Origin of the sequence: Leptospira jelokensis, from assembly GCF_004769635.1 — a bacterium.
GTDB lineage: Bacteria > Spirochaetota > Leptospiria > Leptospirales > Leptospiraceae > Leptospira_A > Leptospira_A jelokensis.
Window position 1 is genome coordinate 46,692 of sequence record NZ_RQGH01000011.1, and the last position, 14,409, is coordinate 61,100.

A 14,409-nucleotide genomic window follows, 5' to 3' on the forward strand; every position below is an offset into this window, starting at 1 on the left:
CCCTTATCATTTCATTCAGACTGTTAAACTAAAATTGGGATATTTCAAAAGAAGGCGAAGTAAATCGGATCTTGTGATGATTCCAATAGGTACATTATCGTCATTTACGATGGGTAAACAACCGATTCTTTCTTCTAATAAGAGTTTCGTTACCTGTCTTATCTCGGCTCCAGGTGGTCCAACTAACACGCGCTTTATCATAACGTCTGATACTGGCATTTCCCTCTCGTAGGATTTTGTTTTGTCCAGTAAATCTCTGTCGGAAACAAATCCGACAAGTTCTCCCGTCCTATCCGTTATGGGTAAATGGCGGATTCCTTTTTCTAACATAAAATCCAGACAGGACTCGATGGATTCCCCTTTCTCTTTGGTGAACACGGGACTTGTCATCATTTCGTGGAGGAAAAATACGGGTTTTTCCGTTGGAAGTGCCGCCTCCTTGTAGGCATCCCTCGGGTTTCTGTGAAGGAAAGATCCTGTAGGAGAGGTTTCAGGTTCCCCGTCCCCGATTTCGCTTGGCGTAGATTGGGCAGATGGATGGATTTTGGGAACACGGTCGGGGTGAGTGGCTGGTGGATTGGGGGAAATGCGCCCGTCATGGATCCAAAAGAACATAATTATGCCCTACCTTTCTGAAAAGTTTGTCAAAAATAAGAAAAAACTTGCAAAAAACGAACAGTGGTTTTTTATCCATCCTACATTTCCAGTAAAAAGCACCAAATGAAAAGGCAAAGACCATGAACCAAAACTACCAAATCCTCTACCAAGCATTGGAATCCGTTGCAGTGAACTTCCCAAACAAAGTATCGTTTCGCAAACGGAAGTCCACAACCGAATTTCCTGGAATCAGTTTTGGAGAATTGAAGCAGTTTGTCGACCACTTGACAGTTGGATTCATCGATCTAGGTGTTGGAGTTGGAGATCGAATCGGTTTTTTTTGTGATGCGTCTGTCAACTGGTTGCGTACAGACATTTCCATTTTGACTGCTGGGGCAGTTGTGGTCCCTCGGGGAACTGATATTGTCCGAGAAGAAATTTTATACATCCTGAATCATTCTGAAGCAAAGTTTCTTGTAGTACAAAAACCCAAAGACAAAAAAAGAGTCGAAGACTTGTTAGGTGAGCTTCCTCATTTGAAACAGATTTTTGTTTTGGAAAATGAACAAGGAGAGCTTATCAGCGGCAATGATTCAATTTTATCACTTGTCGAAAAAGGTAAACTGATCTGGCAATCGAATGGAAAACAGATTTTAGAAAACAGAATCAAACAAATTGATCCAGATGCACTTGCAACTCTCATTTATACATCGGGTACAACTGGGAATCCCAAGGGAGTGATGTTAACACAAAAAGGTTGGATCACTGCCATTCAAAATACCATCGCACGATTGGACATGAATTCAAATGACAATGCTGTGAGTTTATTGCCACCATGGCATGCGTTTGAAAGGGCCATTGAATATGCAGGGATATTTTTAGGATTGGATTTTTTAATTTCGAATATGACGAGCCTAAAAGATGACCTTCGTGATTTTCGTCCTACTATCTTTCCATCGGTTCCGAGGATTTGGGAATCAGTTTACAATGGGATTATGGCAAAGGTTGCCAAAGAAGGTGGATTCAAAGAGAAATTATTCCATTTTTTCTTAAAAGTGGGAGCAACATGGGCAAGATACTATGCTATGTTTATGGGATTTGAATTTGAAATCCAAAAACCAAATTTTTTGATTTCTCTATGTAAACGTAGTTATGCATTATTGATTTTAGTTTTACTTTCCCCACTCAAACTTCTGAGTGTTAAAATTTTTTCTACCATTCACAAAGCACTGGGTGGAAGGATTCGGATTTGTATTTCTGCCGGTTCCGCCTTACCAAGCGTAGTTGATGGATTTTTATCAGCAATCGGTTTGAAAGTTTTGGAAGGTTATGGCATGACAGAAACTTCTGCCGTAGTTTCCATTCGGTCCAACTCCAAACCAACAAAAGGAACCGTTGGCATTCCCATTGATGGTTATCAGATACGATTGAAAGATGACATGGGAAAAATCCTTACAAAAACAGGTGATAAAGGAACACTCTGGATCAAATCCAAACAAATTCTGAAAGGTTATTACAAAAGACCCGAACTCAACCAAGTTGTTTTTGATGCAGATGGATTTTTTGATACGGGGGATCTAATGATGATTTCTCATAGGAACGAACTCGTTTTTGCTGGCAGATCCAAAGATACAATTGCGTTGATTGGTGGAGAAAATGTTGAACCAATCCCAATCGAAGACAAACTTTTAACATCACCTTACATTGACCAGGTAATGGTCGTTGGTCATGATAAAAAAACATTAGCAGCCCTCATTGTGCCCAATTTTGAAGCTGTAGAAGCTAAAATTACAGGGATTTCTAAGGACAAATCTCAGGAATGGAATGCAAATCCTATGGTAAGAGATTTGTTTCGAAAAGAAATCTCAAAAATCATTTCACGCGAAAATGGATTTAAATCCTTTGAAATGATCCCAGCTAACAATTTCTATGTGGTTCCAAGACCATTTGATCCAGATGTAGAAATGACAAGAACTCTTAAAATGAAACGAAACATCATTTCAGATGTTTTCGCAAAACAAATTGAAGGAATTTACCAATGATCAATCCAAAACTAAATCCTTATCTAGGTGATGAGGAAAGGAGTTTTTATAACACAGTATACCAATTCTCAGAAGAAAAAGTATTCCCTACTTCAGAGGAGCGGGACGAAAAAGAAATTTGGTCTGACGATCTCTGGAAGGAGTTTTCGAAGGCAGGATTAACAGGGCTTACCATTCCACAAGAATATGGTGGGGAAGGGGCAAGTTGTTTATTGTGTTCGATTGCAACAGATGCATTTGCATCAGGTTCCCTTGACGGTGGGATCGGTTTGTCATGGGTTGCACATCTGGTGATTGGAACCATGCCCATTGTTTTCCAAGGAACAGAAGCACAAAAAACAAAGTATCTCACGAAACTTGCGACAGGTGAATGGATGGCAGGTTTTGCACTCACAGAACCTGCTTCTGGATCAGACGCTGCCTCACTCCTCACGAGAGCAGAAGAAGTAGAAGGTGGATGGAAATTAAATGGATCCAAAACATTTATCACCAATGGACCTGTTGGACAAGTTTTTGTTGTGATGGCGAGAACTTCTGAAAAAGGAAGAGGGCCGATGGGAATCTCTGCCTTTATTGTGGAGAGCCATACTCCTGGTTTCAAGGTGAGTAAAGTTTTAAAAAAACTAGGACATCATACTTCAATGACTGCTGAATTGGTATTTGAAGATATGATCATTCCAAAGGAAAATCTACTTGGACCACTAAACACTGGTTTTATGAGGATTGGGAAAGAAACTTTGGAATGGGAGCGAACTGTTTTCGTCGCAGGTCTTGCCGGTGCTATGGAGTTTTGTTTTCGGAAAGGCATACGATATGCAAATGAACGAATCCAATTTGGAAAATCCATTTCGAGTTTTTATGGGATGCAAGATATTTTAGTTAGGAATTGGGTTTACATCCAAGCTGCAAGAAGGTTGATATATTGGGTTGCAGAAAGAAAAGATAGAGGCATTCCCTCTCCTTTAGAAAGTAGTTTGGGTAAGTTGATTTCATCAGAACTTGCAGAAGATGTGGCAAAAGACACCGTACAACTCTTTGGCGGGTATGGGTACATGAAAGAGTATGCGGTGGAACGCTTTTACAGAGATGTAAAACTTGGAACCATTGGAGGTGGTACAAGCGAAATCCAAAGGTCCATTATCTCTTCTTTGTATTCTGGAAAAGAAAAATTCCAAAAGGAATTTGGAAAGATCGAGTCTCCCAAAAACCAAGCAGATCTGATCCAAAATTTACTATTCGAAATCATTTTGAAAATGGATGGAGAAACCAACCGTAAAAAACAACAGTCAATCGAATTTGCCTTTGCTGATGTTTTATCTGTGTTTGTGATCCTGTATTTATCCGAAATTGATACTCACAAAACAATAGAATCTTATCCAACGGAAGAAAAAATGATAGATCGGAAGTTACTTTCGTATTATCTTGTGGGGAAGTATTTGATGTCTATGAGCCGGCTAAATCCTTATGTTCCAAAAGAGCTCACTGAGCTTTGGTCCCTTTATCGAGAATTAGGGGCAAACATTGAGGAGACAGTCCATAGCCGTTTTGCGACCTTACAGGAGCTAACATAAATTGTGAAAGCAGCAGCCCGAATTGCGATCTTTTATTTGTTTTTCGGGTTTCTCTGGATTTACTTTTCAGATTACGCCATTTCACTCCTTTTCCAATCCGCAGAAGACACAAGAGAAATTCAAAGTTTTAAAGGTTGGGGATTTGTTTCTGTCTCAGCCTTTATCATTTATGTTTTACTTGTACGAGAACTCAAAAATCAAAAAAAAGTACTATCGGAGAAGTTTGAATCAGACCAACTCTTCCAAGTGATTTTAGAAAGGATTGAAGACGCGGTCATTGTTTTCAATTTGGACACCTGGAAAATTGACTTCCTTAGTGAACAAGTATGCCGGTTGTTTGATATCAAAACAGAGGATATTATCTCAAACCCTCAGCTTTTAATTGACCAAGTCCATGAAGGTGATCGAGCCAGAATGTCTCATATTTGGATGAACCAATTAAAAGAAAATCACACTGGTTTACTTTACCGCATCCAAATGAAGGACGGAAAAATCAAATGGGCATTGGAACATCGACTTTTCATCCCTTCCAAAGATGGAAGTCCGAATAAGGCTGTGGCTGTCATTTCAGATATGACAAGTTATATGGAAAACCAAACCAAACTGGAGCAATCACTTAAGGAAAACGAAACTTTACTAACAGAAGTTCACCATCGTGTGAAAAATAATTTAGCTGTCATCATATCTTTTTTACAATTACAAGTATACTCCTCTCCAAGAGAAACAGCCGACATATTGGAACAAAGTATTGTCCGAATCAAAGCCATTGCTCTTGTTCATGAAAAATTATACAGTGGCAAAAACCTATCAGGTTTAAGTTCAGTTGATTACATCACAAGCCTTGTGGAAAATATCAAACTGATGTACATGAGAGCTGATATTTCGATTGAATTGGATATCCAAAAAATGGAGTTTAACATCATTGATGCGATTCCTATGGGTCTTATGATCACAGAGATGTTAACAAATAGTTTCCGTCATGCTTTCAAAGTATCTAAACCAGAAGCTCAAATCAAAATTGAATTTGTTGTAAATGAAAATCATCAATTTGAACTAAAGTATCGAGACAATGGAGTTGGATTTCCAGAAGGTTTTGATTACCATAAAGCAGAAACCATTGGATTATCAGTGATATTTTCTTTATCAAGTCAATTGAATGGGAAAGAAGTAAGTTGTATCTCTAAACCCAATGAAGGTGTTTTTTATCATTTTTCTTTTTCACCTAAAAATACAAATTCAAAGTGATCAATTTGATTCATCGATAATTGCAGGTAAGTATGTACACAAAAGGAAAAAGTTTTTCAGAAATTCAATTAGGAGAAAAAGCTTCGTTTACGAAAACAATTTCAGAAACAGATGTTTATCTTTTCGCTGGTATCAGTGGTGATTTCAATCCATTACATGTAGATGAGGAATATGCAAAATCAACTGCTTTTGGAGCAAGAATCGCTCATGGAGGACTTGCTGCATCTTTACTTGCACCTGTACTCGGTATGAAATTACCAGGCCTTGGAACTGTTGCGTTGGAAACCACAACCAAGTTTCGAAAACCTGTGTATTTTGGAGATACGATCACATGTCTCGTGGAAGTTGTGGAAAAAGTAGAACGATTAAAAGCTGTTAAAATGAAAATTGTTTGGACCAACCAAAAAGGGGAAGTGGTCACGAAAGGTGAAACTTTGGTCATTCCTCCCGGTTAAGGAACTGGCCAACCAAACCAATTTCATCTTCTACAAACTCACGAATTTCTTCTAACTCGTCGGCATCCAAAATCTCTTCTAAAATTTCTTCTCCTGCTTCATCTTGTCCTAGTCGCATCACAATGTAACCAGGAACATCTGAATCGGGATCATCCATCTCCACGTTAACAAATTGGTACTCTTGTTCTGTTGTTGGTAAAAAAACTAAATAATCATTTCCCATTAAAGAAAAAGAATAAAACACTTCCCATTGGTAACTATTTCCTTTTTCATCCACCAAATCGATTTCTTCCGTTGTCCGATTCGGTAAAAAGTCATCTGCTTGGAATCCAAAATCTTTGATATCCATTATTGGAAAAATTCCCTTTCAAAAGGTAAACTGTGCTTTTTTTTGAAATTACATTCTTTACAGGCAGGAACCAAATTTGCTTTCACTGATTTTCCGCCTCGTATAAGTGGAATTAGATGGTCCATCGTCAATTCCTCAACCTTAAATTTTTTCCCACAGTAATGGCAGATTCCAGAGGCACGTTTATTTTTCCACCAAGCAGTGTTTTTTAGATCCTTTGCTTTTTTTCGTTCTCGTTTGATTTCTTCGTCGCTGATGTCGGAAAAAAATGGTTCGAGTGGCGGTTCCGTCATACATTAAAAAAATCTGTTTTTTTCTCTTCGTCAAGAAAAAGATGGAGGAATGGGACGACTCATTTACCTGGACAATTTACGTTCATTTGCGTTACTGCTTGGCATTGTTTTCCATTCTGCCATCGTGTATGCGGCAGAGATCCAGTATGCAATCCAAACAAAAGAAAGGAGTGAGATGCTTTCGTATTTTTGTTATTGGATCCATAGTTTTCGGATGCCAATGTTTTATATGATCTCAGGTTTTTTTTCTGCCATGGTTGTGGAAAAAAAAGGCACCGGCTTTTATTTGGAAGGTAGGTTACGAAGGGTTCTCATCCCAACCATTTTTGGACTTTTGTTTTTGGCTCCGATCCAATACTTTTTGATGGAAAAAACAAAAATCCCGAATATTAGCCTTATGGATTTTTTGACTCATTTTTTTACGAAAGAAAAATTCCAACATTCTCATATTTGGTTTTTAGTAGATCTATTTTGTTTTAGTATTTTGTATCTATTACTCCACAAATGGATTGATAAAATCATCCATTGGAAAGTTTGGAAGGATTTCCGGTTCCGATTTTTGATCCTTTTTTTGTTTTGTTTCTTATTTGTATTAGGTTCTCATACCCAATTCGGAAAAGGGGAATCTTATTTTGGAATATTTAAACTTACATTTCTGTATCAATTTTCTTTTTTTACTGCAGGAGTAATTTCATATTTTTGGAAAGAGATTTTTTTCCAAAGGTTTTCTTCACCTTACAAAGTGACTGCGATTTTTCTTTGGGCATTGGTGTTTTCTCTACTTTTGATGGATTTTGAAATAAACGATCCACTTTGGATTTATTTTTCCTACGCGAATCCGTGGTATCGAACCTTTCATATCTTTTTATGGGTCACTTCCCCTTATCTGTGGACTTTGTTTTTTGTGAATGCATTTATTCGATTTGGAAATGAAGAAGGGAAAGTAGGAAGTTATATCATCGAAGCGAGTTTGCCGATTTATCTCGTCCACCATCCCATCTCATTGGCGTATGCTTTTTTTGTGAAAGACCTTCCTTTCCCTTTATGGGAAAAATTTTTGTTTCACAATTTGGTAGTGTTGTGCCTTAGTTTTTTCCTCTATCATTATTTCATCCAAAAGTTCAAACCATTACGATTTTTGTTTGGATTGAAGCTACATTAGGTTTTGCTAATGGCTTGGATGGCAGAAGCAACTGCAGAGTCCATACTGCCTGTATGTAAGGCTAAATGTTCTCCCGCAAAAAACACTCTTTCAAAGGGATCATTCCAAACATCTTTGATCCCATAACTTCCTGGTGGGAATAGGGAAACAAAACCTGGTCTGCCTGTTGATTTTTGAAAGCTATGAAAATGGAATGGATTTTCAGAGATTAACTCAAAATTTCCCACCTCTTCTAAAGCCGACACCATAAGATTTTTTTTCTGACGATCGGTCCCTTTTTCAAAGAGTGAAGCTTTGTCCCCTGTGGAGATGGAGGTAAGGGCCGTTATGTTGGATCCCATTGCGAAGTCCGATACATACAATGTTTCTGCAGCCGTTGTGGTGTTTTGGAAAAAATTGGAAAGGTTGGCATTTGATTTCACAAAACATAAATTTTTAGAAATTTTTCCAGTTTGCATGCGAAGTGCCGAATAAATCAAATCTTTCGGTAAGGTTGGTGTCCATTTGATATCAAGTAATGCAGAAGTTGGAAGCGTACAAACTACCAAGTTGCCTTTGACTGTACGCCCTGATTGTAGCTCCACAGTCACTTGATTTTTTTGTTGTGAAACTTTGATTGCCGTTTCTCCAGTAAGTAACTCTTGTCCTTTCAATTGTGAGACTAGGGATTGGATGATTTGAAATGCCCCGCCCTTAACTTGGTATTTGGGTTTTAAGGCAGATTGCAGGGCAGATAAGTCGTCGAGAACCGACTCACTTGAGATTTGGTTTAAGTCGCCACCTAAAATGATCCGGTACAAATCATTCATGGATTGGATTTCCTCTTCTGATAAACCTTGGTAACGAGCGTAAGAAGAAAAATTGATTTTATCTAAACCTTGTTTTTGGTTCGCACCAAGTGATTTGTGTAAGTCGATCACTTTGTCGAGTGTGTCTATGGAGGTGCTTGAGATTTTATGGTATTCTTGGTTTGCCTTCGTGAGAGAAAATCGATCTGCGATATTGGAATTTACTAGTTCTAAACCAAGTTGTTTCACCAAACTTTTGATATCCGTTTGGTTTTCGCTAATCCATTCCCCACCTAAGTCTTGTACAATTCCCAATTCGGGGTTTTGGTATGTGGCAATCCTACCACCGAAATTTTCTCCTCGTTCAACAAGAGTTACATCATAACCCGTTTGTTTGAGTAAATAGGCTGAATAAAGGCCAGCAAGTCCTCCTCCGAGGATGATGGCTCGTTTGCCTCCAGTTGGCCTTGGTTTTGTCTCGGCGGTCACAACTCCTGTGGATTGTCCGAAGTATTTTTTGGGGAAGAGCAGGCTCGCTCCTGCAGCAGTGAGAGTCAAATTTTTGAGGAAGGTTTTTCGATTCATAGAACTTTCCCCTATTTTAGCACTCAAAACAAAAAAGGCTAGAAAAATTACAAAAATAGAATCTATTGACTTTGGCTTTTTATGCGAAATACAAAAACTCCTTTCAAAATATACAATCCATTCTTTGTCCTCACTCTTTTCTTTGCCCTTTTTTATCCCCAAAAGTACCATGCAAATCCAATCATCCAATTAAAATCGGAGATGTTTGGAGAAGCGATTTGGAACCAAGTTTTGGTTTTGGAAGACCCCAACCATTCTCTACTACCAGAGGACGTAATTTCTGGTAAAAAGGATCTGGAGTTTAAGGTTCTGGGTTCTCCCAATTTAGGATTTTCACAGTCCATCTTTTGGGTGCGAATGGAAGTGGCAAACCCAACGAATCGCTTACTTCGTTGGAATTTATTATTTGATTTCCCACTTATCGACGAGATCCAAATCTTTGGTGATCCGTTGCCTAAGGATGCAAAACGAATCCTTGGAGATTCCATTGCCTTTGCAGAGAGAAATATAGATTACCGTAATCCTGTTTTTCCTTTGGAATCAGCTGCCAACTCAAAATATGTTTATTATCTGAAAATCCAATCAGAATCGACGATCCCTCTCACACTCAGTTTATGGACGGAAAGGGAATTTAATGAGAAACTTTCCAAAGAACAAATGATTTTTGGGGTTTTTTATGGAATTTTGTTTGTGATGATTGCATATAACTTCTTCATCTACATTTTCACGTATGAAAAAAGTTATTTATTATACCTTTTCTTTATCAGTTCTATATTTTTCTTTCACTTGGTAAACAACGGTTTTGCCTTCCAATACTTTTGGCCGAATTGGGTGTTTTGGGCAAATTATTCATTACCTTTTTTCATTTGTTTGTCATGTATCACTGGTGTCATCTTCACGAATAATTATCTAAGTTTAAAAAAACATTTACCAAAAATTTCCAAGTTAATTTGGGTTTGGGTGGGGATTTTAGTACTGTTTTCTTGTATTACTTTTTTCTTAAGTTACAGGATTGCCATGGTAACCTCAATCCTATTAACGGTTCCTACTGCCTTATTACTCGTTTATAGTGGTACTAATACATACATTGCCAACGTGAGAACTGCCCGTTATTATCTAATTTCTTGGGCTTTCTTTTTGTTAGGTGTTTTGCTTTACTCATTAAAAAGTTTGGGATTTTTATCTGACAACAACATCACAAGGTGGACAATCCAAATTGGTACTGCCCTACAAACCATTTTGTTGTCACTTGGTCTTGCTGACAGAATCAATTTTTTAACAAGAAGCCTTAGAGAAAACTTAAGAGATTTATCTAACGCCAAAATCAAAATCGAGGAATCAGAAAAACGATTTCGCGAAATCTTCCAAGGTTCTGATGAAGTGATCCTAATGATGAATGAAGATTTCCAAATCATCAATGCCAATCGGTCTTTATCCAAACACCTGGGTTACCGCCTAGATGATTTAAAAAATAAAAAAATTACAGAAATCTTATATACGGGTCGTGACCAAAAATCCGATTACAATGTGATGTTTGTGAATGACAAACTCACTGACTTAAAGATGACAGGTTCTGCCATTAATTTCAAAACGGAACTTTCTCAAAAGTATGTAAAAGAACCCAAAGAGATGGTTTGTCGGATCCAATACATTGATTTTGAGGAAACAAGAGAAGTCCTTATGACCTTATCTCCTGAATATGAAGACACCATCATCCAATTGATTGAATCCGAAAAAATTGAAATTTCCATGAACAATTACTTACGAAACGCAGAACTTGTTTCTCAAAAGATCACTGCCCAATTATCAAAATACCTTACAACCATCGAACAAACAGAAATTCGTTCTTCTGTCCGTGAGATCATCATCAATGCAGTGGAACATGGAAATTTGAATATTAGTTTTGATGAAAAGTCGAATGCCCTTTTAGAAGGAAATTATTTAGAGTTTTTACAAAAACGCCAAGAAGACCCGAGATACCGTCAGAAAAAGGTAAAAATTGAATATTCCTTCAGTCATGAATTTGTGGCTTACCGAATCACCGATGAGGGAAAGGGGTTTGATCATAAAAAACACATGGAAAAATCCATTGATGCCATGAATGAAGCTCATATACAACATGGTCGCGGAATTTTAATGACTAAGTCAGTATTTGATCGAATTGAATACAATGAAAAAGGAAATCAGGTGAGTTTGATAAAATTTTTAAACCGTGATTAATTCCTCTGCCAATCTAACACCCACCATTCGTTCCATTCTTTGGAGTAGAGGAGTTTGCCTGGCAAATGGCTTTGTAATAAACTTAAAAAATCATCTTTTTTCTCAGTGATGATCCCGGAAAAAATAATCCTCGGAGCATTGATTTTTGCCAAATGACGGATGTTTTGCGATAGTACAGCAAAGGTGATATTAGCAATCGCCAAATCATAGTATTCGTTACTTAGTTTAGGATTGTCGATCCCTGACTCTTCTACACGAAACTGAAAACCCTTTGGGTAGTCGTTTTCTGTCCAATTGGACCAGGCAGCTTTTACGGCATTTGGGTCAATGTCCAAAGCAAAAATTTTAGAAACACCAAACTTAGCAAGGCCAATGGAAAGGATTCCAGATCCAGTTCCCACATCGCAGGCTGATGCAAACGGAAAACTACCTTCCGCATACAAACTATCCAAATGTTCTAAGATCAGTTTGGTGGTCTCATGGTGTCCTGTGCCAAACGCAACACCTGGATTGATAAAAAGTGGAATCCCACCTGTTGGTTCCCAAAGAGCAATGGAGTTAGGTTCTTTTTTTTCCCAAGTTGGGATTACCCAAAGTTTGTTTCCAATGGGAAAAGGTTTGTAATATTCTTTGTAGGCTTCTTCGTAATCTCTAGTTTCAATGATCCGAGATTCCGAATTGGAGTTGTTAGGTGCATGGAGTTTTAAAAAAATTAAAATTTTTAATTCTTTTTCAACTTCATCTGTTTGTAAATAAATTCGAATGTTAGTGTTGTCACGGATTAGGCCTTGTTCTTTTTCTTTGGGAGCTTCCCCATCAAAAAGAATTTCATAATACCCTGCGCATTGTAAAGAATCAAGGAGTTCGTAAAAAACATCGGATAATTCTTTTGGTAAATTGACTTTGAGTTCTCTATATTCCAAAGTTAACCTATTTCATCCGTATAATCCATGACTAGATACATAAGTGTTTCTTGGTCCGTAGGATTGGAGTATTCGTGTGAGACATCGGCTTTAAAGAATACTGAATCTTTTGGTTCGAGTTCGACCACCTTTTCTCCCACACGCAAACGAAGTTTGCCAGAAACCACAACAAGGTTTTCTGTTGTTCCTGTTTTGTGTGGTTCGGCGACTTCATGTCCACCTGGTTTTAAAATGAGTTCGTAGAATTCTGTTTTGCGGTTCCCGAGGAAAGGGAAGAGGGCTCGACTGGCAAAAACCTTCGAGTTGGAATACAATACTTTTGAGTTTTCCGCTTTGAGGATATGGATTCCATCTTGGTTTTTTTCTTTGAGCAATTCCGAGAAGGGGACATTCAACCCATTGGCAATTTTCCATAAAACAGAAATGGTTGGCACGGATTTTCCTTGTTCGATTTGGGACAACATCGCTCGGCTCACACCACAACGGTTTGCGAGTTTGTCCAAAGAAAATCCTTTGGTATGACGGATGAGTTTCAGGTTTTCTTTGACAACATCTGTTATATAGTCGCCTGATTCTGAAATTAGCGGATCTAATCCGTCACTTGTTTGTTCTACTTTACTAACCATTGTCCAAGCGTTCAATATAACAGAGGTACTGTCAAGAAACTAACGTTTGGGCCTTTCTTTTTTCTCTTCAATCACAAAGACGGGTGGGAGTTTCATCCCTTGTGGGAATTTTTTTTGGACTTCCTTGGCAGGCCCTCGGAAGGAAGTTTCGTGGGCAAACGAGATTCCAAGGGAAAGGAAAATCCTACGGTCATGGGGAAGGATTTTTGCGAGAGTCTCCAAACAATGTTTGGCACGGTAAGGAGTTTCATAAAATGCCAATGTGATCCCTAGGCCTAAGTATTGTTTTAACGTCCTTTCCCTTTCTTTTTCCTCTCTCGGCAAAAATCCAAGGAACAAAAATGGAGAAGTGGCAAAACCAGAACTTGTGAGGGCAGAAACGAGAGCGGTTGGTCCTGGAGCAGAACGAACTTCCACACCCATTTCCCACGCCAAGGGAACAAGCCATTTCCCTGGGTCTTCTAGGCCAGGGCTACCAGAGTCGGAAATGAGGCATGTCCTTTTTGTCATGGCCAACTTCATTCCAATTTCATCCATCTCGGCTCTCGTGGTATGTTCATTTAAAAGATCAAAGGGTTTTGTGATCCCTAACTTTTTTAAAAGGGTAGAAGTGGTCCTTTGTTCTTCTCCCAAAATCCAGTCTGCTTCTTCTAGCAATTGTTTTGTGCGAGGCGGGAGATCTAAATCATTTCCAATGGAATTGGATACTAAATACAATCGGTTCATTTGGTAAGAGTTGGGAAGGCAAAATATGGTTGGATGAGAATCCCTTGGGAAGAACAAACCTTTACAAATTCGGGATCACCTTTGTCGATTGCCACACCAAATTCTTTTGCTTTGGTTAACATCGGATAGTCGTTAAATGAATCACCGAATACCAAGTCTGGGTATTCGCCGATCCTCTCTTCGATAGCCTTCACTTTCCCTTCACCATAGGTATAGGGTTCTATGAGTTCGTGAGTGTATTTGTTATTTTCATCTAACGCTTGTCTCATGCCAATCACATGGGATTCCTTGACTGGAAAATGGTGGGCGATCGCAGAAATTCCAGGTTCGGGAGAAGCTGTCACAATGTACACTTGCCAATTGTAATGGTTTAAGTATTGGATGAGGTCCTTCATTTCCACCTGTGGGAAAACACCTGTCTCTTTATCTGGTTGGTTTACGAGGTTCCAAGCACGCTCTGAGACTTCAAAATAATCAGCTTTCGTGAGTCCTTGGAAGAGAAAGGAAGTCCAACGATACCCTCGTTCAATCCCAAATTCTTTTAATTGGTAGGCATACTCTTCCCAAACCAAATGTTCTTTTTCTGCAAAACTAAGTTGGGTATGGTCTTTCCAAAGATCTTTATCCCGAAAAAAAGGAGAAAGGTCTTTTGGTAAAAAGACAAGCCCTTCTTTGATCAGTTGGTCCATGATCTTTTCGCCAAAGTCATTTCGGATGAGCGTATTATCAAAATCGAAACAGGCGATGCCTGTTTTTTTCGGGATGAGTGATGTCAGACGTTCATAAATTTCATCCGTCCAACTATTCTTTGTAAGTTGTGTCACAAC

14 protein-coding genes are annotated in these 14,409 nt (G+C 38.5%); 6 read left to right on the forward strand and 8 right to left on the reverse strand.

Annotated elements, in window-relative coordinates:
- Nucleotides 1-15: 15 nt before the first annotated feature.
- The gene (locus EHQ62_RS04710) at nt 16-615 is read right to left on the reverse strand and encodes a CBS domain-containing protein (RefSeq protein ID WP_135641076.1); all 600 of its coding nucleotides are present in this window, start codon (nt 613-615) and stop codon (nt 16-18) included.
- 122 nt (nt 616-737) lie between these two features.
- On the opposite strand from EHQ62_RS04710, the gene EHQ62_RS04715 reads away from it, so the two are divergent.
- Genes EHQ62_RS04715 through EHQ62_RS04730 form a run of 4 tightly spaced genes read left to right on the forward strand, consistent with a single transcriptional unit; the run spans nt 738 to nt 5,910 of the window.
- Entirely contained in the window at nt 738-2,639 is a 1,902-nt protein-coding gene (locus EHQ62_RS04715; protein ID WP_135641077.1) for an AMP-dependent synthetase/ligase, read from the forward strand.
- Nucleotides 2,636-4,210 (forward strand): acyl-CoA dehydrogenase family protein, encoded by a 1,575-nt coding sequence (locus EHQ62_RS04720; protein WP_135641078.1) that lies wholly within the window; start codon nt 2,636-2,638, stop codon nt 4,208-4,210. Before EHQ62_RS04715 ends, EHQ62_RS04720 begins: the two co-directional genes overlap by 4 nt.
- A gap of 3 nt (nt 4,211-4,213) precedes the next feature.
- The gene (locus EHQ62_RS04725) at nt 4,214-5,455 is read left to right on the forward strand and encodes a sensor histidine kinase (RefSeq protein WP_135641079.1); all 1,242 of its coding nucleotides are present in this window, start codon (nt 4,214-4,216) and stop codon (nt 5,453-5,455) included.
- A 32-nt stretch (nt 5,456-5,487) separates the two neighbouring features.
- The gene (locus tag EHQ62_RS04730) at nt 5,488-5,910 is read left to right on the forward strand and encodes a MaoC family dehydratase (protein ID WP_135641080.1); all 423 of its coding nucleotides are present in this window, start codon (nt 5,488-5,490) and stop codon (nt 5,908-5,910) included.
- Here EHQ62_RS04730 and EHQ62_RS04735 read toward each other — a convergent pair.
- Both EHQ62_RS04735 and EHQ62_RS04740 read right to left on the reverse strand, forming a co-directional pair.
- Entirely contained in the window at nt 5,894-6,259 is a 366-nt protein-coding gene (locus tag EHQ62_RS04735) for a DUF1292 domain-containing protein (RefSeq protein ID WP_135641081.1), read from the reverse strand. The two genes, EHQ62_RS04730 and EHQ62_RS04735, sit on opposite strands and share 17 nt — an antisense overlap.
- A complete protein-coding gene (locus tag EHQ62_RS04740; RefSeq protein ID WP_135641082.1) occupies nt 6,259-6,552 on the reverse strand; it encodes an HNH endonuclease in 294 nt (97 codons plus the stop codon). Before EHQ62_RS04740 ends, EHQ62_RS04735 begins: the two co-directional genes overlap by 1 nt.
- 49 nt (nt 6,553-6,601) lie before the next feature.
- Here EHQ62_RS04740 and EHQ62_RS04745 point away from each other — a divergent pair, with 49 nt between their 5' ends.
- The gene (locus EHQ62_RS04745; protein WP_135641083.1) at nt 6,602-7,714 is read left to right on the forward strand and encodes an acyltransferase family protein; all 1,113 of its coding nucleotides are present in this window, start codon (nt 6,602-6,604) and stop codon (nt 7,712-7,714) included.
- Here EHQ62_RS04745 and EHQ62_RS04750 read toward each other — a convergent pair.
- Nucleotides 7,711-9,087, reverse strand: a complete 1,377-nt coding sequence (locus tag EHQ62_RS04750) for a flavin monoamine oxidase family protein (protein WP_135641084.1) — start codon at nt 9,085-9,087, stop codon at nt 7,711-7,713. The genes EHQ62_RS04745 and EHQ62_RS04750 overlap by 4 nt on opposite strands.
- 81 nt (nt 9,088-9,168) lie before the next feature.
- On the opposite strand from EHQ62_RS04750, the gene EHQ62_RS04755 reads away from it, so the two are divergent.
- Nucleotides 9,169-11,307: a 7TM diverse intracellular signaling domain-containing protein gene (locus tag EHQ62_RS04755; protein WP_135641085.1), complete on the forward strand. Its 2,139-nt coding sequence runs from the start codon at nt 9,169-9,171 to the stop codon at nt 11,305-11,307.
- Here the strand turns inward: EHQ62_RS04755 and EHQ62_RS04760 are convergent.
- Genes EHQ62_RS04760 through EHQ62_RS04775 form a run of 4 tightly spaced genes read right to left on the reverse strand, consistent with a single transcriptional unit; the run spans nt 11,304 to nt 14,406 of the window.
- Entirely contained in the window at nt 11,304-12,230 is a 927-nt protein-coding gene (locus EHQ62_RS04760) for a 50S ribosomal protein L11 methyltransferase (RefSeq protein ID WP_135641086.1), read from the reverse strand. The two genes, EHQ62_RS04755 and EHQ62_RS04760, sit on opposite strands and share 4 nt — an antisense overlap.
- Nucleotides 12,231-12,232: 2 nt before the next feature.
- Entirely contained in the window at nt 12,233-12,856 is a 624-nt protein-coding gene (locus EHQ62_RS04765) for a helix-turn-helix domain-containing protein (protein ID WP_100727632.1), read from the reverse strand.
- A 39-nt stretch (nt 12,857-12,895) separates the two neighbouring features.
- Entirely contained in the window at nt 12,896-13,582 is a 687-nt protein-coding gene (gene rsmI / locus EHQ62_RS04770) for a 16S rRNA (cytidine(1402)-2'-O)-methyltransferase (protein WP_135641087.1), read from the reverse strand.
- Nucleotides 13,579-14,406, reverse strand: a complete 828-nt coding sequence (locus EHQ62_RS04775; protein WP_135641088.1) for an HAD family hydrolase — start codon at nt 14,404-14,406, stop codon at nt 13,579-13,581. Before EHQ62_RS04775 ends, rsmI begins: the two co-directional genes overlap by 4 nt.
- Nucleotides 14,407-14,409 lie beyond the last annotated feature (3 nt).

What these genes read in the sequence shown, in the direction of transcription:
- EHQ62_RS04710 (WP_135641076.1), bottom strand. Translation starts at nt 615, where the DNA reads ATGTTCTTTTGGATCCATGACGGGCGCATTTCCCCCAATCCACCAGCC.
- EHQ62_RS04715 (WP_135641077.1), top strand. Translation starts at nt 738, where the DNA reads ATGAACCAAAACTACCAAATCCTCTACCAAGCATTGGAATCCGTTGCA.
- EHQ62_RS04720 (WP_135641078.1), top strand. Translation starts at nt 2,636, where the DNA reads ATGATCAATCCAAAACTAAATCCTTATCTAGGTGATGAGGAAAGGAGT.
- EHQ62_RS04730 (WP_135641080.1), top strand. Translation starts at nt 5,488, where the DNA reads ATGTACACAAAAGGAAAAAGTTTTTCAGAAATTCAATTAGGAGAAAAA.
- EHQ62_RS04735 (WP_135641081.1), bottom strand. Translation starts at nt 6,259, where the DNA reads ATGGATATCAAAGATTTTGGATTCCAAGCAGATGACTTTTTACCGAAT.
- EHQ62_RS04740 (WP_135641082.1), bottom strand. Translation starts at nt 6,552, where the DNA reads ATGACGGAACCGCCACTCGAACCATTTTTTTCCGACATCAGCGACGAA.
- EHQ62_RS04745 (WP_135641083.1), top strand. Translation starts at nt 6,602, where the DNA reads ATGGGACGACTCATTTACCTGGACAATTTACGTTCATTTGCGTTACTG.
- EHQ62_RS04750 (WP_135641084.1), bottom strand. Translation starts at nt 9,087, where the DNA reads ATGAATCGAAAAACCTTCCTCAAAAATTTGACTCTCACTGCTGCAGGA.
- EHQ62_RS04755 (WP_135641085.1), top strand. Translation starts at nt 9,169, where the DNA reads ATGCGAAATACAAAAACTCCTTTCAAAATATACAATCCATTCTTTGTC.
- EHQ62_RS04765 (WP_100727632.1), bottom strand. Translation starts at nt 12,856, where the DNA reads ATGGTTAGTAAAGTAGAACAAACAAGTGACGGATTAGATCCGCTAATT.
- rsmI (WP_135641087.1), bottom strand. Translation starts at nt 13,582, where the DNA reads ATGAACCGATTGTATTTAGTATCCAATTCCATTGGAAATGATTTAGAT.